Source organism: Pedobacter sp. CAN_A7, from assembly GCF_015752175.1.
Classification (GTDB): Bacteria; Bacteroidota; Bacteroidia; order Sphingobacteriales; family Sphingobacteriaceae; genus Pedobacter.
Genome location: NZ_JADOUW010000002.1, coordinates 586,957 through 601,637 on the forward strand (window position 1 = coordinate 586,957; position 14,681 = coordinate 601,637).

Consider the following 14,681-nt stretch of genomic DNA (forward strand, 5'->3'; position numbering starts at 1 on the left):
TTTATGACGGAAAGCAAACTTAAGTTAAGTAAGGTATGGAAGTGGGTTATTGGCGTTTTCCTGGCGCTAATCATTGTTATTGGCGCAGCAGCCATCTACCTCAGCGCAAAATGGAAACCCATACTCACTGAAAAAATTAAGGAAGGTGTTTACAATGCATCTAATCAGCTATACCGGATTGACTTTAAAGATATCCACTTGAATCTGCTACTCGGTACGGCTACTTTAGATAGCGTGGTGCTCATGCCCGATTCTGCGGGTTATGAAGCATTAAAGAAAAATAAGCTGGCACCAACCCATGTTTTTCACGTCAAACTAGAGAGGTTAGCCTTAAACAGAGCCGGCTTATGGAACGCGTATTTCAAAAAAAGGCTTGACATTAAATCGATCGTCCTAAATAAGCCTTCTATTAATATGATTTACCGCAAAGTGCCAATTCAGCCCGACACTGTGGAGCAGAAAACACTTTACGAAATGATTTCTGCTACCTTAAAGTCTATCCGGATTAGGGAGGTTAAAGTGATCGATGCTGATTTTGATTACATCAGTGGTACTGGGGGCCGTAAGCTTAATACGGTTAAAAACCTGAATATTAATGTAGACGACTTTTTTTTAGATTCATTATCACACCGGGACACCACACGTTTTTACAACACTAAGGATGTCTCTTTCCAGTTACTGGGGTATAATTCTTTAACCAAAGACAAAATGTATACGTTAAAAGTTGATACCTTAACAGGTTCGGCCACTGGTAAATCAATACAGGTTAAGGGTTTTCGCATGGTGCCCATGTTGAGTGACTTGGCTTTTAGCCGGAAATATAAAGTGCAAAAAGATCGTTATGACTTGAATTTTAAGTCGCTTAGTTTTACAGGTGTAGATTTTGTTAAACTTAACCAAAAAGGTGATTTTCATGCGAAGTCCATGACGGTGGGCCCTGCTGATGTAGCCATTTTTATGAATAGGGAACTACCGCCTCCAGGCTTTAATAAAGGTCGTAATTATCCACATGTGGCCCTCAGAAGATTATCACAGCCGATTCACATCGACACGCTGATCCTTAAAAAAGTGAATGTTGCTTATACCGAATATAACCCTGCCACTCAAAAAAGAGGGACGGTAAATCTTGATAATTTACATGGAACAGTACGTAATGTGACGAACGACTCATTGCAACTGACCAAAAATAGCCATGCGATTGCAAACTTGAGCACCCGAATTATTAAGGCGGCTAATATTGACATTTACATTGATTTTAACCTATTATCAACCAATGGCGCCTTTCGTTACTCGGGTAAAATTGGTGGCATGAACATGACGGCATTAAACCCGCTTTCACGGAACCTGGGTTTAGTAAAGATTGATCAGGGAACGGTGCAAAAGGCCGATTTTGATATTTCTGCAAACTTGCAGGGCAGTAAAGGAACCATGCGCTTTTACTATCGCGACTTAAAAGTCACCATGCTCAAAGCCGGTGAAGACGGTGGGCCGGCAAAAGAAAAGGGTTTGTTGTCGTTCCTGGCCAATACCATTATCATTAAAGATGCTAACCCGACACAAGGTGAGGCTGTGCGCACAGCAAATATTACCCTGGAGCGTACGCCAGCTGCTTCATTTTTCAACCTGTTATGGAAAAGTGTATTTGTAGGGATCCGTGAAACGGTGGGTATTGGGGCACTACCAGTGAAAAGTCCGGAAGAGGCCTACAAAAAGATTGCTGATGATCAAGATGATCGGGAGAAAAAACAAGCCGATCGAAAAGAAAAACGCGAACAACGAAAGCAAGAACGACGTGAGAAAAGGGCACAATAGCCTCTGCAATGTACTAATTGACATTATAACTGGAAAAATGTATATTAGAGCTGGTTATGCGCTCCGCCTATGCTAGGAAAACTACTTAAGAGTCATCAAATTATAAAATGGCTGGTCATCAGCGCTGCAGGATTTTTAGTTGTGTTCGGTTCGGTTTCACTTTACATGAACATTTGGGTGAAGCCTATTTTGGCAAAGCAGGTCAAACAGTTGGTTGCCAGTACCACAGAAAACCTCTATCACATTGAATTTTCCGGGATTACTGTTAATTGCTTAACTGGCGATGCCAGCTTGAGCCAGGTAAGGTTTGTTCCTGATACACTGGTGTTGAAGAAACTAATTGCTGCCCAACGCGCACCAAATAACATCTATCATATTGAATTGGAAAAGCTGAGCATTCGGAATGTGCATCCTTTCCGCGTGTATTTCAAGCGTCGGTTAACGATAGATCGGATTATCATTAACCATCCTAAAATTACGATGGTCAACAAACAATACGAATATAACGAGAACCGTCCTCCGCGACCTTTGCAATCCCCTTTTGACTTTGTCTCCAAATACCTCAAAGAAGTGAGGGTAACCAGTATTGATTTTAACGAAGTCAGCTTTAAGTATATTGATAATAACCACGAAGTTCCGGTGATTGATTCCCTGCAGCATTTAAATGTATCGCTGAAGGATTGGTTAATTGATGCAAACTCTGCGCAGGATACGACCCGCCTGTACCTGCTTAAAGATATTAGACTGCAGCTGAGTGATTATTCTTTTGCTACAGCAGATAGTATGTATCACGTGAAGGCTCATGAAATCAATTTCAGTTCGGCAACTGGAAATTTAAAGATTAACAACCTGGCTCTGGTGCCACGTTATGCGGAAATGGCATTTTCTAAAGTGGTTGGTTACTCGAAAGACCGATTTAATATACACCTGAATGATGTGGAGCTTAAGGGCCTCGATTTGCCCCTGTTTGTGAAAAAGCAAGAGTTGCTTGCCAGGGAAATGAATATTCGGAATGGCCATGTGGCAGTGTTTAACAACAATGAAATTCCAGGAAAGGATACTATAAAAACGGGGCAGGATCCTCACCAGTTATTACAAAAGCTGCCGGGTAAACTGACGCTACGGAAAGTTAGCCTGCATAATCTTGATGTTAGCTATGCTGAATACGACCGCAACAGCAAACAAAAAGGGCGCATCAGTTTTGAGCAGACCTCCGGTACCATCACCAATATTACCAACGTTGATAAAGAAAAAAAGAAAAACCAGTTCATGGAAATCAGGTTGAATACCTTATTAATGGGCCAGGGGCGTATGCAAACACATTTTAAGTTCGATCTCCTAGCCAAGGATGGGGCGTTTAGCTATTCAGGTCGCCTTAACGGTTTAAACGGCGGCGTATTAAACGGAGTAACGAAACCTTTAGGTATGATGCATATTAAAAGTGGTGCGGTACAAGAGCTTAAGTTTAATATTAAAGCCAATTCCAGCCGTGCGCAGGGAAATATGGCATTTAAATATGATGACCTTGCCATAGCCGTCTTAAAGCGCGAAGAAGGCAGTGGCGGATTTAGCCGCCAGGGTTTATTGTCATTGCTGGCCAACACCGTTGTGATTAACCCTGCTAACCCCAATGCCAGCGGTGTATTTAAGCCGGCGAAAATAGATTATGAAAGAAAACCCAATCGATCATTTTTCAACTTTATATGGAAAACCCTGTTTCAGGGAATCCGCCATAGCGTAGGGGTTACCCCACAAAAGGAAGCCTATATCAAAGCCCAGCTGGCAAAATTTGAAAAAATGAAGGCAGATCGAGAAAAACGAAAACAGGCCCGCGAAAAACGCAAGCAAAACAAAAGAATCTAGGGAAAGACATTAAAATCTCTTCCCTATAGTAACGCCTACTCTTGGATAATACCCCGAGCTGCTATTGCCCAACAGTCTACCTGCACCTAGGTATGCCTCTCCAAGTAGTCCGTTTCTAGTTAAAAATTTTGCGCCTGCAGCAGCTCCTAAACCAAAATAGGCCTTGGTGCTTTTCGTTAATTCATAATATCCGTTATTTTCAGGCATAAAATAATAAGTACCATGTTCCTCCGCCACGACACCCATGTTACCTTCTATAAAAAAACCATTTGCTTTTTTGTTGCCAAAATACAAGCGGTAATTAGCAAGTAAAGCGTACCTAACGTCCTGTTCATCTAAAAGCGACAACATTGCGGATACGCCAACACCCATATTATCTGCAATCAGCCTTTCGTAACTAATTTCTGGTAAACCTAGAACCAGGTAAAAGAGGTTCACTTTAATTTCATTGTTGCCAGCATGTCCAATGGCTGCTGAACGCATCTGAATAGCATTGGCTAAACTATCCTTTTGTGCATAGGAACAAGTAGTAACTGTAAATAAAATAATTAGGAGTAAAAGTTTTTTCATGTACCAAGATTAAACAAAAATCCGCTGATTTTAAGTATTGGCATAATTATTATCTTCAATTTAATTGTGTGCATTTCATCGCCAAAATACACGAAAAGCATGCTAAACATATGGAGGACTGATGATGTTACTATTCATGATTATTACTTTATAGAAGCAAAACACATTATTCTAATTATTATATGGAAAGCGCTCAGACACTAGTCACCCGGATAGCTGCCTTGGAACAAGAAAATATAGAATTAAGGGCGGCTGCCGCAAACGCGGAGAGGGAGGCTAAAGCAGCAGCTTATCAGGAAAGCCGAACTATTTTTGAAACTATCTTCGAATCATCAAGGCTAGGCAATAAAATTATTAACAGCGACCTCACTATCATCGAGGCAAACATGGCCATGATCACCTTATTAGGTTATGCTGCCAAAAGTGACCTTATTGGTAAGAAAATCACGGATTATGCACCCGAGAATCGGCGCGAGGATTGGGTGGTTCTACAAGAGAAATTGTGGCAGAATAGGACACCATACTTTAGCCTCGAGACCTGCCTTACTAAAGCAGATGGCACAATTGTCTGGTGCCATGTAACATCAATCCTCTTTTCAGACCATGGCGAAACCCTAGGTTATACGATCATTGAAGATGTTACTGAACAGCATAACTTGCGTGTACAGAAAGAGCAGTTTATCAGCGTGGCGAGTCACGAACTTAAAACACCGATCACGAGTGTAAAGGCAATTAGCCAGTTATTGAGCAGGCAGCTTACCGTTGGAACTCCGGTGAGCGAAGTACTTTTTAAATTGCTACAGGATTCAGATCGCCAGGTGACGAAATTGGTGCGCCTTGTTGATGACCTGCTAAGTACTACAAAGTTAGAGCAGGGGCAGCTTTCGTTAAATAAGTCAGTTTTTGTTTTGTCAGATATTACAGATGCCATTTTTAATCATCTTCAAATAGATGACAAGCACCGCCTGGTTTTTCGGGGTGAACAGAATATATCATTGTTTGGCGATGTACATAAGATTGAACAAGTACTGGTAAATTTGGTTAACAATGCAGTCAAGTATGCGCCTTTATCTCAAGAGATCGTTATTCAGGTAGAACAAGTAAAAGGGTTTGCAAAAATTTCTGTAATTGATGGTGGACCAGGAATACCTTTAGAGAGTGTTCCAAAGCTGTTTGACCGGTACTATAGATTGGAGCAAAACCGCTACACGGCCGGATTGGGATTGGGTTTATATATCTCAGCAGAAATTATTGCGCGTCATGGAGGTGACATCAGCGTGGAAAGCATCCCGGGTAGGGGTTCTAATTTTTGGTTTACATTACCTGTCCGGGATGCTTAAACCCTTTAACTACTTTTAGTTTATTTGACTACTGTGGCTTCCAATTCTACCTTCAGGGTTTCATAAAGTGATTTTACTTCAAAAAATGTAGCTGCTTGTTTGATCTGATTCCTATTGATCCAGTTACCAAAGGTATCGAAGCAAGGAAAAAATTCTTCATGTGATGTGGTGTAAACATTGAGCCTGACGATGTTCTTGAATTCATATCCCGCGTCAATAATGACCTTTTCTAAATTTTGGATGGCCAGCTGCAACTGTGTTTCCATGTCGGCTGAACTCGATGTTCCATCTGCATGTACAGCTGCCTGTCCTGCACAGTACAATGTACCTTGAACTTGTGTTACTTCAACAGCTTGCGCATAATGCCGTTCGTCTTGCCATTTCCAGGGATTAATAATGCGTTTTTCCATTTCTACTTTGCTTAATTAATTATTTCCAAATTGATCATTGTTGATCAACTTTACAAAGGTGCTTATCACTGTAGAAATATGACCGTGACTTTTCTCACGATTATGATGTGTGCTAGGTCACACTAACTGCTAAGACGGCTTAATGTTTCGCGGGAAACACCAAGATATGCAGCCAGTTGGGTCTTCGGTACCCGTTGTATTAGGGAGGGGTGCTGTTTAATTAGCTGCTCATAACGAGCTGCGGCATTGCTGGTCAATAAAGTTAAAATGCGACGTTGGGCAGCAAGAAAACCTAGGGTTACTTTTTCGAGGAAGAAGTGTTCAATTTTAGGCAACCCAGCACACAGTGCATGGTAATTGTCGAGTGACAGGCAAAGGACTGTTGTGTCTTCTAAGCACTCTAGAGACAGTGTGGCTTTTGTTTTGGTATAATAGGCCTGGAAATCATTGTCCCACCAGTCTTCCATTGCAAAAGCCAGGATGTGTTGTTTCGCGGAATCATCTGTGTAAACCAGTTTAGTAAGCCCTGATACCACGTAATAATTAAAGGGTACTATTTCTCCTTTTTGGACAAGGAACTGGTGCTTTTTGTAATGCTTTACTAAAAAATGTGTGCTTACAAATTCAAAATCCTCATCACTTAGTGGGACAATCTTTTCAATATGTTTTCTCAGCTGTTGGTACATTGCTTACAAACATACGAACGTTTCTATTAGTCTATGATCCTGCCTAAAGTTTTATATTCAAATTTAGCAATTTCATCATTTGTCAGTGCTAATTCCAGACCACTCAATTCGGCACCTTGATAACCAACCCCTTTTGTCTCTTTTACTCCCTCTAATTTGTTCCACTGTTTGACTAAAATCGGCATTTCTACATTGGTGCTGTCCCCAAAAGCATGTACTTTGATATACACCTTATTGCCGGCTTGTTCGTAACCTTTAAACACATAGGTTAATTCATTTGCATCAACGGTGGTAATGGCATCAACTAGTTGCCTGCTGTAATCATCTGGCCTGGAAGGTGATTCCAAGGGTAAGTTTTTGCCTGGAGCATTCGTGTTGCACCCTAAACTTAAGGTTGACAACAGCGTTAAGGTAATGGCTAAAATCTTCATGCGTTGAATTTGGAGATACTAATATACGCTTAAATAAGCATGATGCGCGGTTCAAAAGCAGTTACAAACTCTTGTGTTCCTATTTATAGACGCGTGTAAATGAATTGATTCACTGGAACATTGCCATGTATTTTGCATATTGCGTAATGCTTCTAAAAGCTAAGTTGCTGATGAAAAAATAAAATTTAGATCTTTAAACAAAGATCTTTTGTCACAATAGGACTGTGCAGTATCCAGTTTAAACTCGACTACGAACTTGAACTTTATATCATTTTGGAAAAATGTTTTGTCTTGTATGTATAGGACAGGTTCACATAGGTCACTGCTGAATGTCGAGCACCCGTAGGTTTATCATGTTTAAAAATCCCAGATAAGTTTTAACCTTGGATGTTTTGGCTGTGGATCCTGGATATTTGTTAGCATGACGTGTAGTAATAAAATCAAATTTAGGAGGTGGATCATAGCTAAGCATACATATCTACAAAAATCAAAAGAATAATCGCAAAGGGTAAAATGACGAAAATGAAAGAAATTAGACCAATATAAGTGTTCCTAACCCATTTTGGTAGCGACGTAAATTTCAAAAACGCAAGTTCATATTTACTTTCGCTTTCTCTGCCAATAAAGAAAAAGTAATAAATAAAAGGAGTTAAGGCTATGATAGAAGATATATACATAGGAATAGATAATTTCAATGGAATTATCCACAATATTATTGCGAGAAAACTGAGTAGCGTCCGTAGTACTCTGTCTCCCCAAACACTATCGCCATATCCCCAAATACGCCTTTGAATAATCTCAGAGGCGCAAATGATATTGTAAAATATATTATCTATTATCTTCATGGATATTATGCAACCATCATGGTTAATCGATCTGTAGCTTGCATAAGCCGAAAATCTAGAAAAAATATCGCATTTTGAAATTTAACCACATCTTAGGTTAGAACTTGTTATTGATTCCCCTCGGCAGACTTTGATAGAAGATTCATCATGTTTTATATTGGGAAATTATTGGAGGATTTCTTTGATCATTTCCTTGTGGTTGTTTAGAAAATATTTAGTAACCATATAATGCTCCGTCTCCTCATATTTAATTCGTTTTATACCGAATTCATCAAGCTGATAGATGGTAGCATGTGGATACGCTAACAAGATTGGTGAATGGGTAGCTATTATAAATTGAGAATGCGCTGTTACGAGTTTGTCAATCACCGCTAATGCCTCCAATTGTTTAGTGGGGGAAAGCGCCGCTTCCGGCTCATCGAAAATATAAAGACCTCTTCCTTTAAGTTTTAGCCCTAGTGTTGCCATAAAAGATTCTCCGTGAGATCGTTGATGTAGTGATTTACCACCATAATCGTGCAGGTAATTCAGCTCTTCCATATAAGTTGCGACGTTATAAAAACTCTCTGCTCGCAGAAAATAGTAGTCATTGGGCTTTTTGAAGCTTTTGACGTTATTCAGGTAGTTGAATAAACCCGATTCATTGTGATGAGTTTTAAATTGTACATTTTTAGTGCCTCCTTCAATGCCAAAGCCAAGACTTAAAGCTATTGCCTCGATAAGTGTAGATTTTCCAGCACCGTTTTCGCCTACAATAAATGTTACATCGGGATGGAATTCTAGTGATGATAAATTTGAAATTGCAGGAATGTTAAAAGGGTAGATATCAAATGATGGAATTAAATCTCTTTTAAGATGTACTTCCTTTAAATAAGGTTTTGCTTCCATATTGATGCTTGAGGTATTTTATGGTGTAATAAGGTGGGAAAGAATTAAGCCATTACATAAATGTAACCTTAAAACGTAGTAAATTAGATACATGGTGAAACATAACCACTCCTCATGCTAGAACTCGTCATAGATTCCCGTGCGGCATCGCTAACTCCTGGAATGGAGGTGAAGCGCATCCTGCCCTTCCGGCAACGCCGAATGGTTGGGCCTTTCATTTTTATGGATCATGCGGGTCCTGTGGAAAGCCTGGTCTCGCCACCATCAAATATGGATGTGCTTCCTCATCCGCATATAGGCCTGTCTACCGTGAGCTATTTATTTGGAGGAGAGGTCACGCACCGAGATAGCCTGGGCGTTGAACAAATCATTCGTCCGGGAGAGGTGAACTGGATGACGGCCGGTAGCGGGATAGCGCATTCAGAACGATTTGAAAGTCCTTCCGCACTAGCAGGGGGGCTGGAAATGATACAAACCTGGGTGGCCTTACCTGAAAAAGATGAAGAGGCAGCGCCTTCCTTTGCCAATTATACACCTGATCAGTTGCCCGTTTATACCGACAAAGGGATCTGGATGCGCCTCATTGCCGGTGATGCCTATGGTTTAAAAAGTAAGGTTAACACAAATTCTCCACTATTTTACCTCCATGTGGTCTTGCAGAAAGGCGCCCCCTTTGCGCTACCTAAAGAACATGAAGAACGTGGTTTCTATATCGTTAAGGGTATTGTCGAAATAGCCGGACATACTTATACCGAAGGAAAGATGCTTGTATTTACGAAGGGTGTTGATCCCCTGGTCGTGGCACAAGTAGAAACGACGCTCATGCTGTTGGGCGGCGAGCCTCTTGGTCAACGCTTTATCTGGTGGAATTTCGTTTCCTCACGTAAGGAACGTATCGAACAAGCTAAAGACGACTGGAAACATGGCCGGTTTATCCTGCCTCCTAACGACCATGAGGAGTTTATTCCTTTACCCGACGACAAATCAAAACCCGCGGGTTCGGCGCCAAGTCCTGAACCACTTTCCTAATCACTAACAAACCGCTAATAAAACAAAAGGCCCGCATCGGTTAAGATACGAGCCTTTCAATATAAAACTAATTAAACTTATTTCAACAATGCTGCAGGAGCAGGTTTATTTAATAAATTCTCATAGTAAAACCTGATTCTTTGCGCCCTGTCATGTGCGCTTTTTACGCCACCCCAGCCATGTCTACCACCAGGGTAAATCATTAGCTCAAAGTGTTTATTCAAGTTCTGCAACCTGTCTACCAGTTGAATGGTATTTTGCATATGTACATTATCATCCATGTCGCCATGCATAATGCGCAACAAACCTTTATAATTGCCTGCATGGGTTAACACCGAAGCATTTTTGTAACCTTCAGGGTTTTCCTGTGGCGTATCCATAAAACGCTCGGTATAGTGACTGTCATACAATTCCCAACTCGTTACCGGGGCGCCAGCATAACCGAAGTCAAACACATCGGCACCATAGGTTAAAGCTAAACATGACATGTAACCACCATAGCTGTGGCCTGTGATCAGCAGTTTCCCCGGATCAACGTAAGGCAATGCTTTTAACCATCGGCCTGCAGTCATGTAATCCTGCATTTCCCATTTACCCAGGTTGCGGTGCATTAAAGCCACACCTTCTTTACCAAACTGGCCCGACGCACGGTGGTCAACAGCTACCTGAATGATACCCTCATTCGCCCACCATTGGTTGGCCGTGCCTTTCCAGGTATTCGTTACCGTTCCTGCATCTGGTCCACCATAAATGCTAAAAACTACCGGATATTTTTTTGTTTTATCAAAATCCGTAGGGTAGGTAAGCGAGGCTGGTAAATCATAACCATCACCAGAAGGGATCGTGATCATTTCCGTTTTTCCAAAAGCATAATTGTTGAAATCTGCAGATTTACTATCCCCTAATTCTTTCAGCACCTTGCCATTGGCATCCATTAATGCACGTTTATGTGGCGTATTTACATTAGAATAGGTAGTAATAAAATGTTTACCTGAAGGCGACATGGCCACCTGGTGTGTGTAATCACCAAAGGTTAACCTTTTCAGGTTTTTACCATTGAAACCTACACTGTAAAGGTCAGTACGCGTAGACGCTTCTTTGCGGGCACCAAAATAAATTACTTTCTTTTTCTCATCCACATGCAGCAAGTCCGTTACCTGCCATTTTCCGGTGGTAATCGGGTTAATCAGCTTTCCACCTAATGTATACAGGTAGAAATGTGCCCAACCAGTTTTATCACTTTTCAGGATATAGTGTTTGTTATCTTTCAAATATTCAATGCGACCATCAAAAGCAAGGTCGATCCATGAACTTTGCTTCTCGTCGTAAATTTCTTTTTTAGCACCGCTTACCGGGCTCACAGCATAGAACTTCAGGTTTTCCTGTCCGCGATCCATCCATTGCACCATCATGCTGCTGCTATCGAAACTCCAGTAAGGGGTACCAAAGTATTGGTCTGCTTTTTGGTCAAAATCAGCCCATATTACTTCTCCGCCTTCCGCAGCAACAAAACCTACCTTTACCTCCGGATTAGGGTCTCCCGCCTTAGGGTAACGCGTTTTTTCTGTGTAACCATGTTGACCTGTAGATCCATTAATCGGAAACATCGGAACTTTAGTGTCGTCGAAACGCATAAATGCGAGTTTCTTGCTATCTGGCGACCACCAGAAAGCTTTATACCGCGTTGCACGGCCCAAAATCTCTTCAAAGTAAACCCATGATGCATAACCATTGTAAATGACATCAGTGGCATCGGTAGTATACCTGATCTCTTTTCCTGTTGCTACTTCAACTGCATAAAGATCATTGTCGCGTGTAAAAGCTACATATTTGCCATCAGGCGATGGCGTCGCATTCTTATCGTTTTCTTTTACTTTAATGCCCAGGTCACGTTCTGCAGGCGGAGTAAAGGCTGTTTTTGCACCAGTCTTAATATTTACCGCCTGTACCGAACGGGTGTTCATGTCTCTTTCCAGGTAATGCTCATCGTCGCTCCAACCTGTAACAGGGTTCAGCGGATTGGTAATTGATAGTTCTTTGCCAAAGGTCTGCTCCTGGCTCAGTTTTTTCAGTTGTGCAGCTGCCGGTGTGGCAAAGCAAAGTGCTGAAGCTAAACTCAATAGTAAAATTTTTTTCATGTGTTCGTGTGTAATGCAAGCCCATTTAATGGAGTGTCATCAGTATAGCGCTGTAGGGAATGTAATGCCATAAGCTGATGATCGTCTCCTAACCCTTCAAAAATAATATTTAAAAAGGAGAAAGGCGCTTTATTTAAAGCGCCTTTCTCGGGTAATATGTAACGTTATCGTGGGTTAAAGCACCCAGTTCCAGCCGAATTCATCTTCTGCCAGTCCATAACGGATATCATTTAACGTCTTCGCTATGGCTTTTGAAACCGTGCGGGTTTCAGGGTCTGCCAGCGTATATAAAGTGCCTTCGTAGCTGATTTGGCCAATAGGGGTTACCGTTGCGGCAGTTCCTGCAGCAAAAGCATCCGTTAAGGTGCCATTCTCAATTCCTTCAATTACTTCTTTAATGCTCACCCGGCGTTCTTCCACTTCAATACCAGCTTTTTTAGCCAGTTGGATCAGCGTATCGCGGGTTACCCCATCTAACACAGTGCTTCTAATGCTTGGGGTAACCATTTTACCATCCAATACAAATATCAGGTTTGCTGTTCCTGCTTCTTCGATAAATTCGTGAGTAGCAGAGTCCGTCCAGATCAACTGATCAAAACCTTCTTTGCTGGCTTCCGCAAAAGGATAAAGTGAACGGCCGTAGTTTCCAGCGGTTTTAGCAAAACCAACACCACCTTCATCGGCACGTGTATATTCTGTTTCAATTTTTACTTTTAAAGCTTTGCTATAATAAGGGCCTGTTGGCGTAGTTAAAATAGCGAAAGTATATTTGTCTGAGGCCCTCACGCCTAAATATGGATCTGTAGCAAACATTACCGGACGCAGGTATAACGAATATCCATCTACATGGGGTACCCATTGCTCATCAATCTCGATCAATGCTGCAATACCCTGCATAAATACCTCTCTTGGTATTGCTGGCATGGCCATGCGGAAAGCCGATTTATTAAATCGCTCAAAGTTTTTATCGGCCCTGAACACGCTAATCCTGTTATCGGCCTGGCGGTATGCCTTCATGCCTTCAAAAATAGCCTGGCCGTAATGTAGCGCAGAAATAGCAGGGCTCATTGAAATCGGTCCGTAGGGTAAAACCTGCAGGTTAGACCATTCACCATTTTCGTATTCTGCGATGAACATGTGGTCTGAAAAAACTTTACCAAAGGGCAAGCTTGCAAAGTCTGTATCAGCTAACCTCGACTCGGCAGCTTTATTGATGTTAATTGTTAACGTATCGGTCACGGTATTTGTACTTAATGTGTTTAATTCCCTACAAAACTACGTAAAATTCAAATGGCAGTCTTTCTTTTTTTCATAATAACTGGTGTGTAAAATACACTAACATCAAGAAAACCGGTAGGTTAGCTTTTAGTATAACACCCTGAACTTGATGGTCTGTTCAATCTTTTTCAGCGATTTAAAAACGTCTTTATCATAAGCTGCATTGATGTCGGTAATGGCATATCCAATGGTGGCATTGGTCATCAAAAACTGGCCTACAATGTTAATGTCATGTTTGGCAAATATGGTATTTATTTGTGCCATAATACCTGGAACGTTATGGTGGATGTGTATCAAGCGGTGCGACTTTTCGATCCTTGGTAATTGCAGGTTAGGGAAATTCATACTCATGTAAGTTGTTCCGGTATTCATAAAGTCCATCATTCTTTTCGGAATGAAGTTCAGGTTACGCGGATTACGTTTTACATCGTCAAAAACCACGATGCCCATTCTGGTACAGGTTTCTAAATCCAGCTTTTTAGCGTTTCCTAAATAACCGATAGTTTTCAGCTTGCTGGCCATCTTTAACTTTTCCTTGTCAATGGTCTCGCCTTCTGGCAATAACAACATGTGAACGTCGGCTACATACTTGTCTTCAAAAGTAGTTTTGTGGCGTACGGAGTAGCCATCTTTTTTTAGCAAGGCGATGCTTTCTGCAGGCACATCACCAATAACCAGGCATAGGATGCGGTGTTTAGGGTAGGAGATTGCCCTAGGCAGGTTGTTAACATATAAAAACTCATCAAAGCTTGGCGTCACGTGATCAGCTTTCTCTACAATGCTTTCCCTGGCTATGTTCTCTGTAAAAGCGTAAAACTTTTTTATCAAGCCACTTTCTCTCAGCTGGAAGTCAGAATAACCATCGCCAATGCCATACAAATCGCCTTCCAAGTTAAGTTGTTGCATCAATTTTACCTTACCGCCTTCTTCACTTAAAGGGTTGGCGTGGTCGTAATCGATAATCTTTCCGTCGCCTGTGGTAACGAAAGTGTTGGCGTAAATATTCTCTTTTTTAATGTGGTATTGGCTCACAACAGGTGTAATAAACTCTTTAAAACCACCAGAAACAATCAGTATTTCATCGGCATGCTGCTTAAAAAACTCCGCATTACGGGCAAACGAGCTTGACACTTTTTTCTTCAACCTTTTGATCAGTTGTTTTAAATGGTCTTCCGTTGCTTCCAGTAATTTCACACGCTGGGCAAGACTTTCACCAAAAGATAGTTTCCCTTCCATGGCCAGGTTGGTGTAATCTTCAATCTTTTTGTAAATTAACTCTCTGTCCGGGTGTTTTTTTAGAGAAATTCTTGCCAGTTCGTCCAAAGCCTCTACCTGAGTAAACGTGCTATCGAAATCAATGATGTAAATGTTTTTTGGGGTCATGTTTTCTT

12 protein-coding genes are annotated in these 14,681 nt (G+C 41.3%); 4 read left to right on the forward strand and 8 right to left on the reverse strand.

Annotated elements, in window-relative coordinates; translation table 11 throughout:
- The first annotated feature begins 3 nt into the window (after nt 1–3).
- Both IWX76_RS08650 and IWX76_RS08655 read left to right on the forward strand, forming a co-directional pair.
- The gene (locus IWX76_RS08650) at nt 4–1,812 is read left to right on the forward strand and encodes a hypothetical protein (RefSeq protein ID WP_196859503.1); all 1,809 of its coding nucleotides are present in this window, start codon (nt 4–6) and stop codon (nt 1,810–1,812) included.
- 69 nt (nt 1,813–1,881) lie between these two features.
- Nucleotides 1,882–3,675 (forward strand): hypothetical protein, encoded by a 1,794-nt coding sequence (locus IWX76_RS08655; RefSeq protein WP_196859504.1) that lies wholly within the window; start codon nt 1,882–1,884, stop codon nt 3,673–3,675.
- A gap of 9 nt (nt 3,676–3,684) precedes the next feature.
- On the opposite strand, the gene IWX76_RS08660 is transcribed toward IWX76_RS08655, so the two are convergent.
- Nucleotides 3,685–4,245, reverse strand: coding sequence for a hypothetical protein (locus IWX76_RS08660; RefSeq protein WP_196859505.1), 561 nt, complete (start codon nt 4,243–4,245; stop codon nt 3,685–3,687).
- Between the two features lie 182 nt (nt 4,246–4,427).
- Here IWX76_RS08660 and IWX76_RS08665 point away from each other — a divergent pair, with 182 nt between their 5' ends.
- Nucleotides 4,428–5,585: a PAS domain-containing sensor histidine kinase gene (locus IWX76_RS08665; protein ID WP_196859506.1), complete on the forward strand. Its 1,158-nt coding sequence runs from the start codon at nt 4,428–4,430 to the stop codon at nt 5,583–5,585.
- A 20-nt stretch (nt 5,586–5,605) separates the two neighbouring features.
- Here IWX76_RS08665 and IWX76_RS08670 read toward each other — a convergent pair whose 3' ends face one another.
- The 4 genes from IWX76_RS08670 to IWX76_RS08685 all read right to left on the reverse strand — a co-directional run bounded on the left by IWX76_RS08670 (nt 5,606) and on the right by IWX76_RS08685 (nt 8,845).
- Complete coding sequence (locus IWX76_RS08670) at nt 5,606–5,995, reverse strand: RidA family protein (protein ID WP_196859507.1); 390 nt, start codon at nt 5,993–5,995, stop codon at nt 5,606–5,608.
- Nucleotides 5,996–6,117: 122 nt separating this feature from the next.
- A complete protein-coding gene (locus IWX76_RS08675; protein WP_196859508.1) occupies nt 6,118–6,681 on the reverse strand; it encodes a Crp/Fnr family transcriptional regulator in 564 nt (187 codons plus the stop codon).
- 26 nt (nt 6,682–6,707) lie between these two features.
- Nucleotides 6,708–7,112, reverse strand: coding sequence for a hypothetical protein (locus IWX76_RS08680; RefSeq protein ID WP_196859509.1), 405 nt, complete (start codon nt 7,110–7,112; stop codon nt 6,708–6,710).
- A gap of 1,010 nt (nt 7,113–8,122) precedes the next feature.
- Nucleotides 8,123–8,845: an AAA family ATPase gene (locus IWX76_RS08685; protein WP_196859510.1), complete on the reverse strand. Its 723-nt coding sequence runs from the start codon at nt 8,843–8,845 to the stop codon at nt 8,123–8,125.
- A gap of 114 nt (nt 8,846–8,959) precedes the next feature.
- Between IWX76_RS08685 and IWX76_RS08690 the strand changes: the two genes are divergently transcribed.
- A complete protein-coding gene (locus IWX76_RS08690) occupies nt 8,960–9,874 on the forward strand; it encodes a pirin family protein (RefSeq protein WP_196859511.1) in 915 nt (304 codons plus the stop codon).
- A gap of 77 nt (nt 9,875–9,951) precedes the next feature.
- Here IWX76_RS08690 and IWX76_RS08695 read toward each other — a convergent pair whose 3' ends face one another.
- The 3 genes from IWX76_RS08695 to IWX76_RS08705 form a co-directional block, all read right to left on the reverse strand.
- Nucleotides 9,952–12,012, reverse strand: coding sequence for a S9 family peptidase (locus tag IWX76_RS08695; protein ID WP_196859512.1), 2,061 nt, complete (start codon nt 12,010–12,012; stop codon nt 9,952–9,954).
- A gap of 174 nt (nt 12,013–12,186) precedes the next feature.
- Nucleotides 12,187–13,251, reverse strand: coding sequence for a branched-chain amino acid aminotransferase (locus IWX76_RS08700; protein ID WP_196859513.1), 1,065 nt, complete (start codon nt 13,249–13,251; stop codon nt 12,187–12,189).
- A gap of 126 nt (nt 13,252–13,377) precedes the next feature.
- Entirely contained in the window at nt 13,378–14,673 is a 1,296-nt protein-coding gene (locus IWX76_RS08705) for an HAD-IB family phosphatase (protein ID WP_196859514.1), read from the reverse strand.
- Between the last annotated feature and the right edge of the window lie 8 nt (nt 14,674–14,681).

Bases quoted from the DNA above. Each gene is read 5' to 3' on its own strand.
- IWX76_RS08660 (WP_196859505.1), bottom strand. From the start codon at position 4,245: ATGAAAAAACTTTTACTCCTAATTATTTTATTTACAGTTACTACTTGT.
- IWX76_RS08680 (WP_196859509.1), bottom strand. From the start codon at position 7,112: ATGAAGATTTTAGCCATTACCTTAACGCTGTTGTCAACCTTAAGTTTA.
- IWX76_RS08655 (WP_196859504.1), top strand. From the start codon at position 1,882: ATGCTAGGAAAACTACTTAAGAGTCATCAAATTATAAAATGGCTGGTC.
- IWX76_RS08705 (WP_196859514.1), bottom strand. From the start codon at position 14,673: ATGACCCCAAAAAACATTTACATCATTGATTTCGATAGCACGTTTACT.
- IWX76_RS08665 (WP_196859506.1), top strand. From the start codon at position 4,428: ATGGAAAGCGCTCAGACACTAGTCACCCGGATAGCTGCCTTGGAACAA.
- IWX76_RS08690 (WP_196859511.1), top strand. From the start codon at position 8,960: ATGCTAGAACTCGTCATAGATTCCCGTGCGGCATCGCTAACTCCTGGA.
- IWX76_RS08695 (WP_196859512.1), bottom strand. From the start codon at position 12,012: ATGAAAAAAATTTTACTATTGAGTTTAGCTTCAGCACTTTGCTTTGCC.
- IWX76_RS08650 (WP_196859503.1), top strand. From the start codon at position 4: ATGACGGAAAGCAAACTTAAGTTAAGTAAGGTATGGAAGTGGGTTATT.
- IWX76_RS08675 (WP_196859508.1), bottom strand. From the start codon at position 6,681: ATGTACCAACAGCTGAGAAAACATATTGAAAAGATTGTCCCACTAAGT.
- IWX76_RS08670 (WP_196859507.1), bottom strand. From the start codon at position 5,995: ATGGAAAAACGCATTATTAATCCCTGGAAATGGCAAGACGAACGGCAT.
- IWX76_RS08685 (WP_196859510.1), bottom strand. From the start codon at position 8,845: ATGGAAGCAAAACCTTATTTAAAGGAAGTACATCTTAAAAGAGATTTA.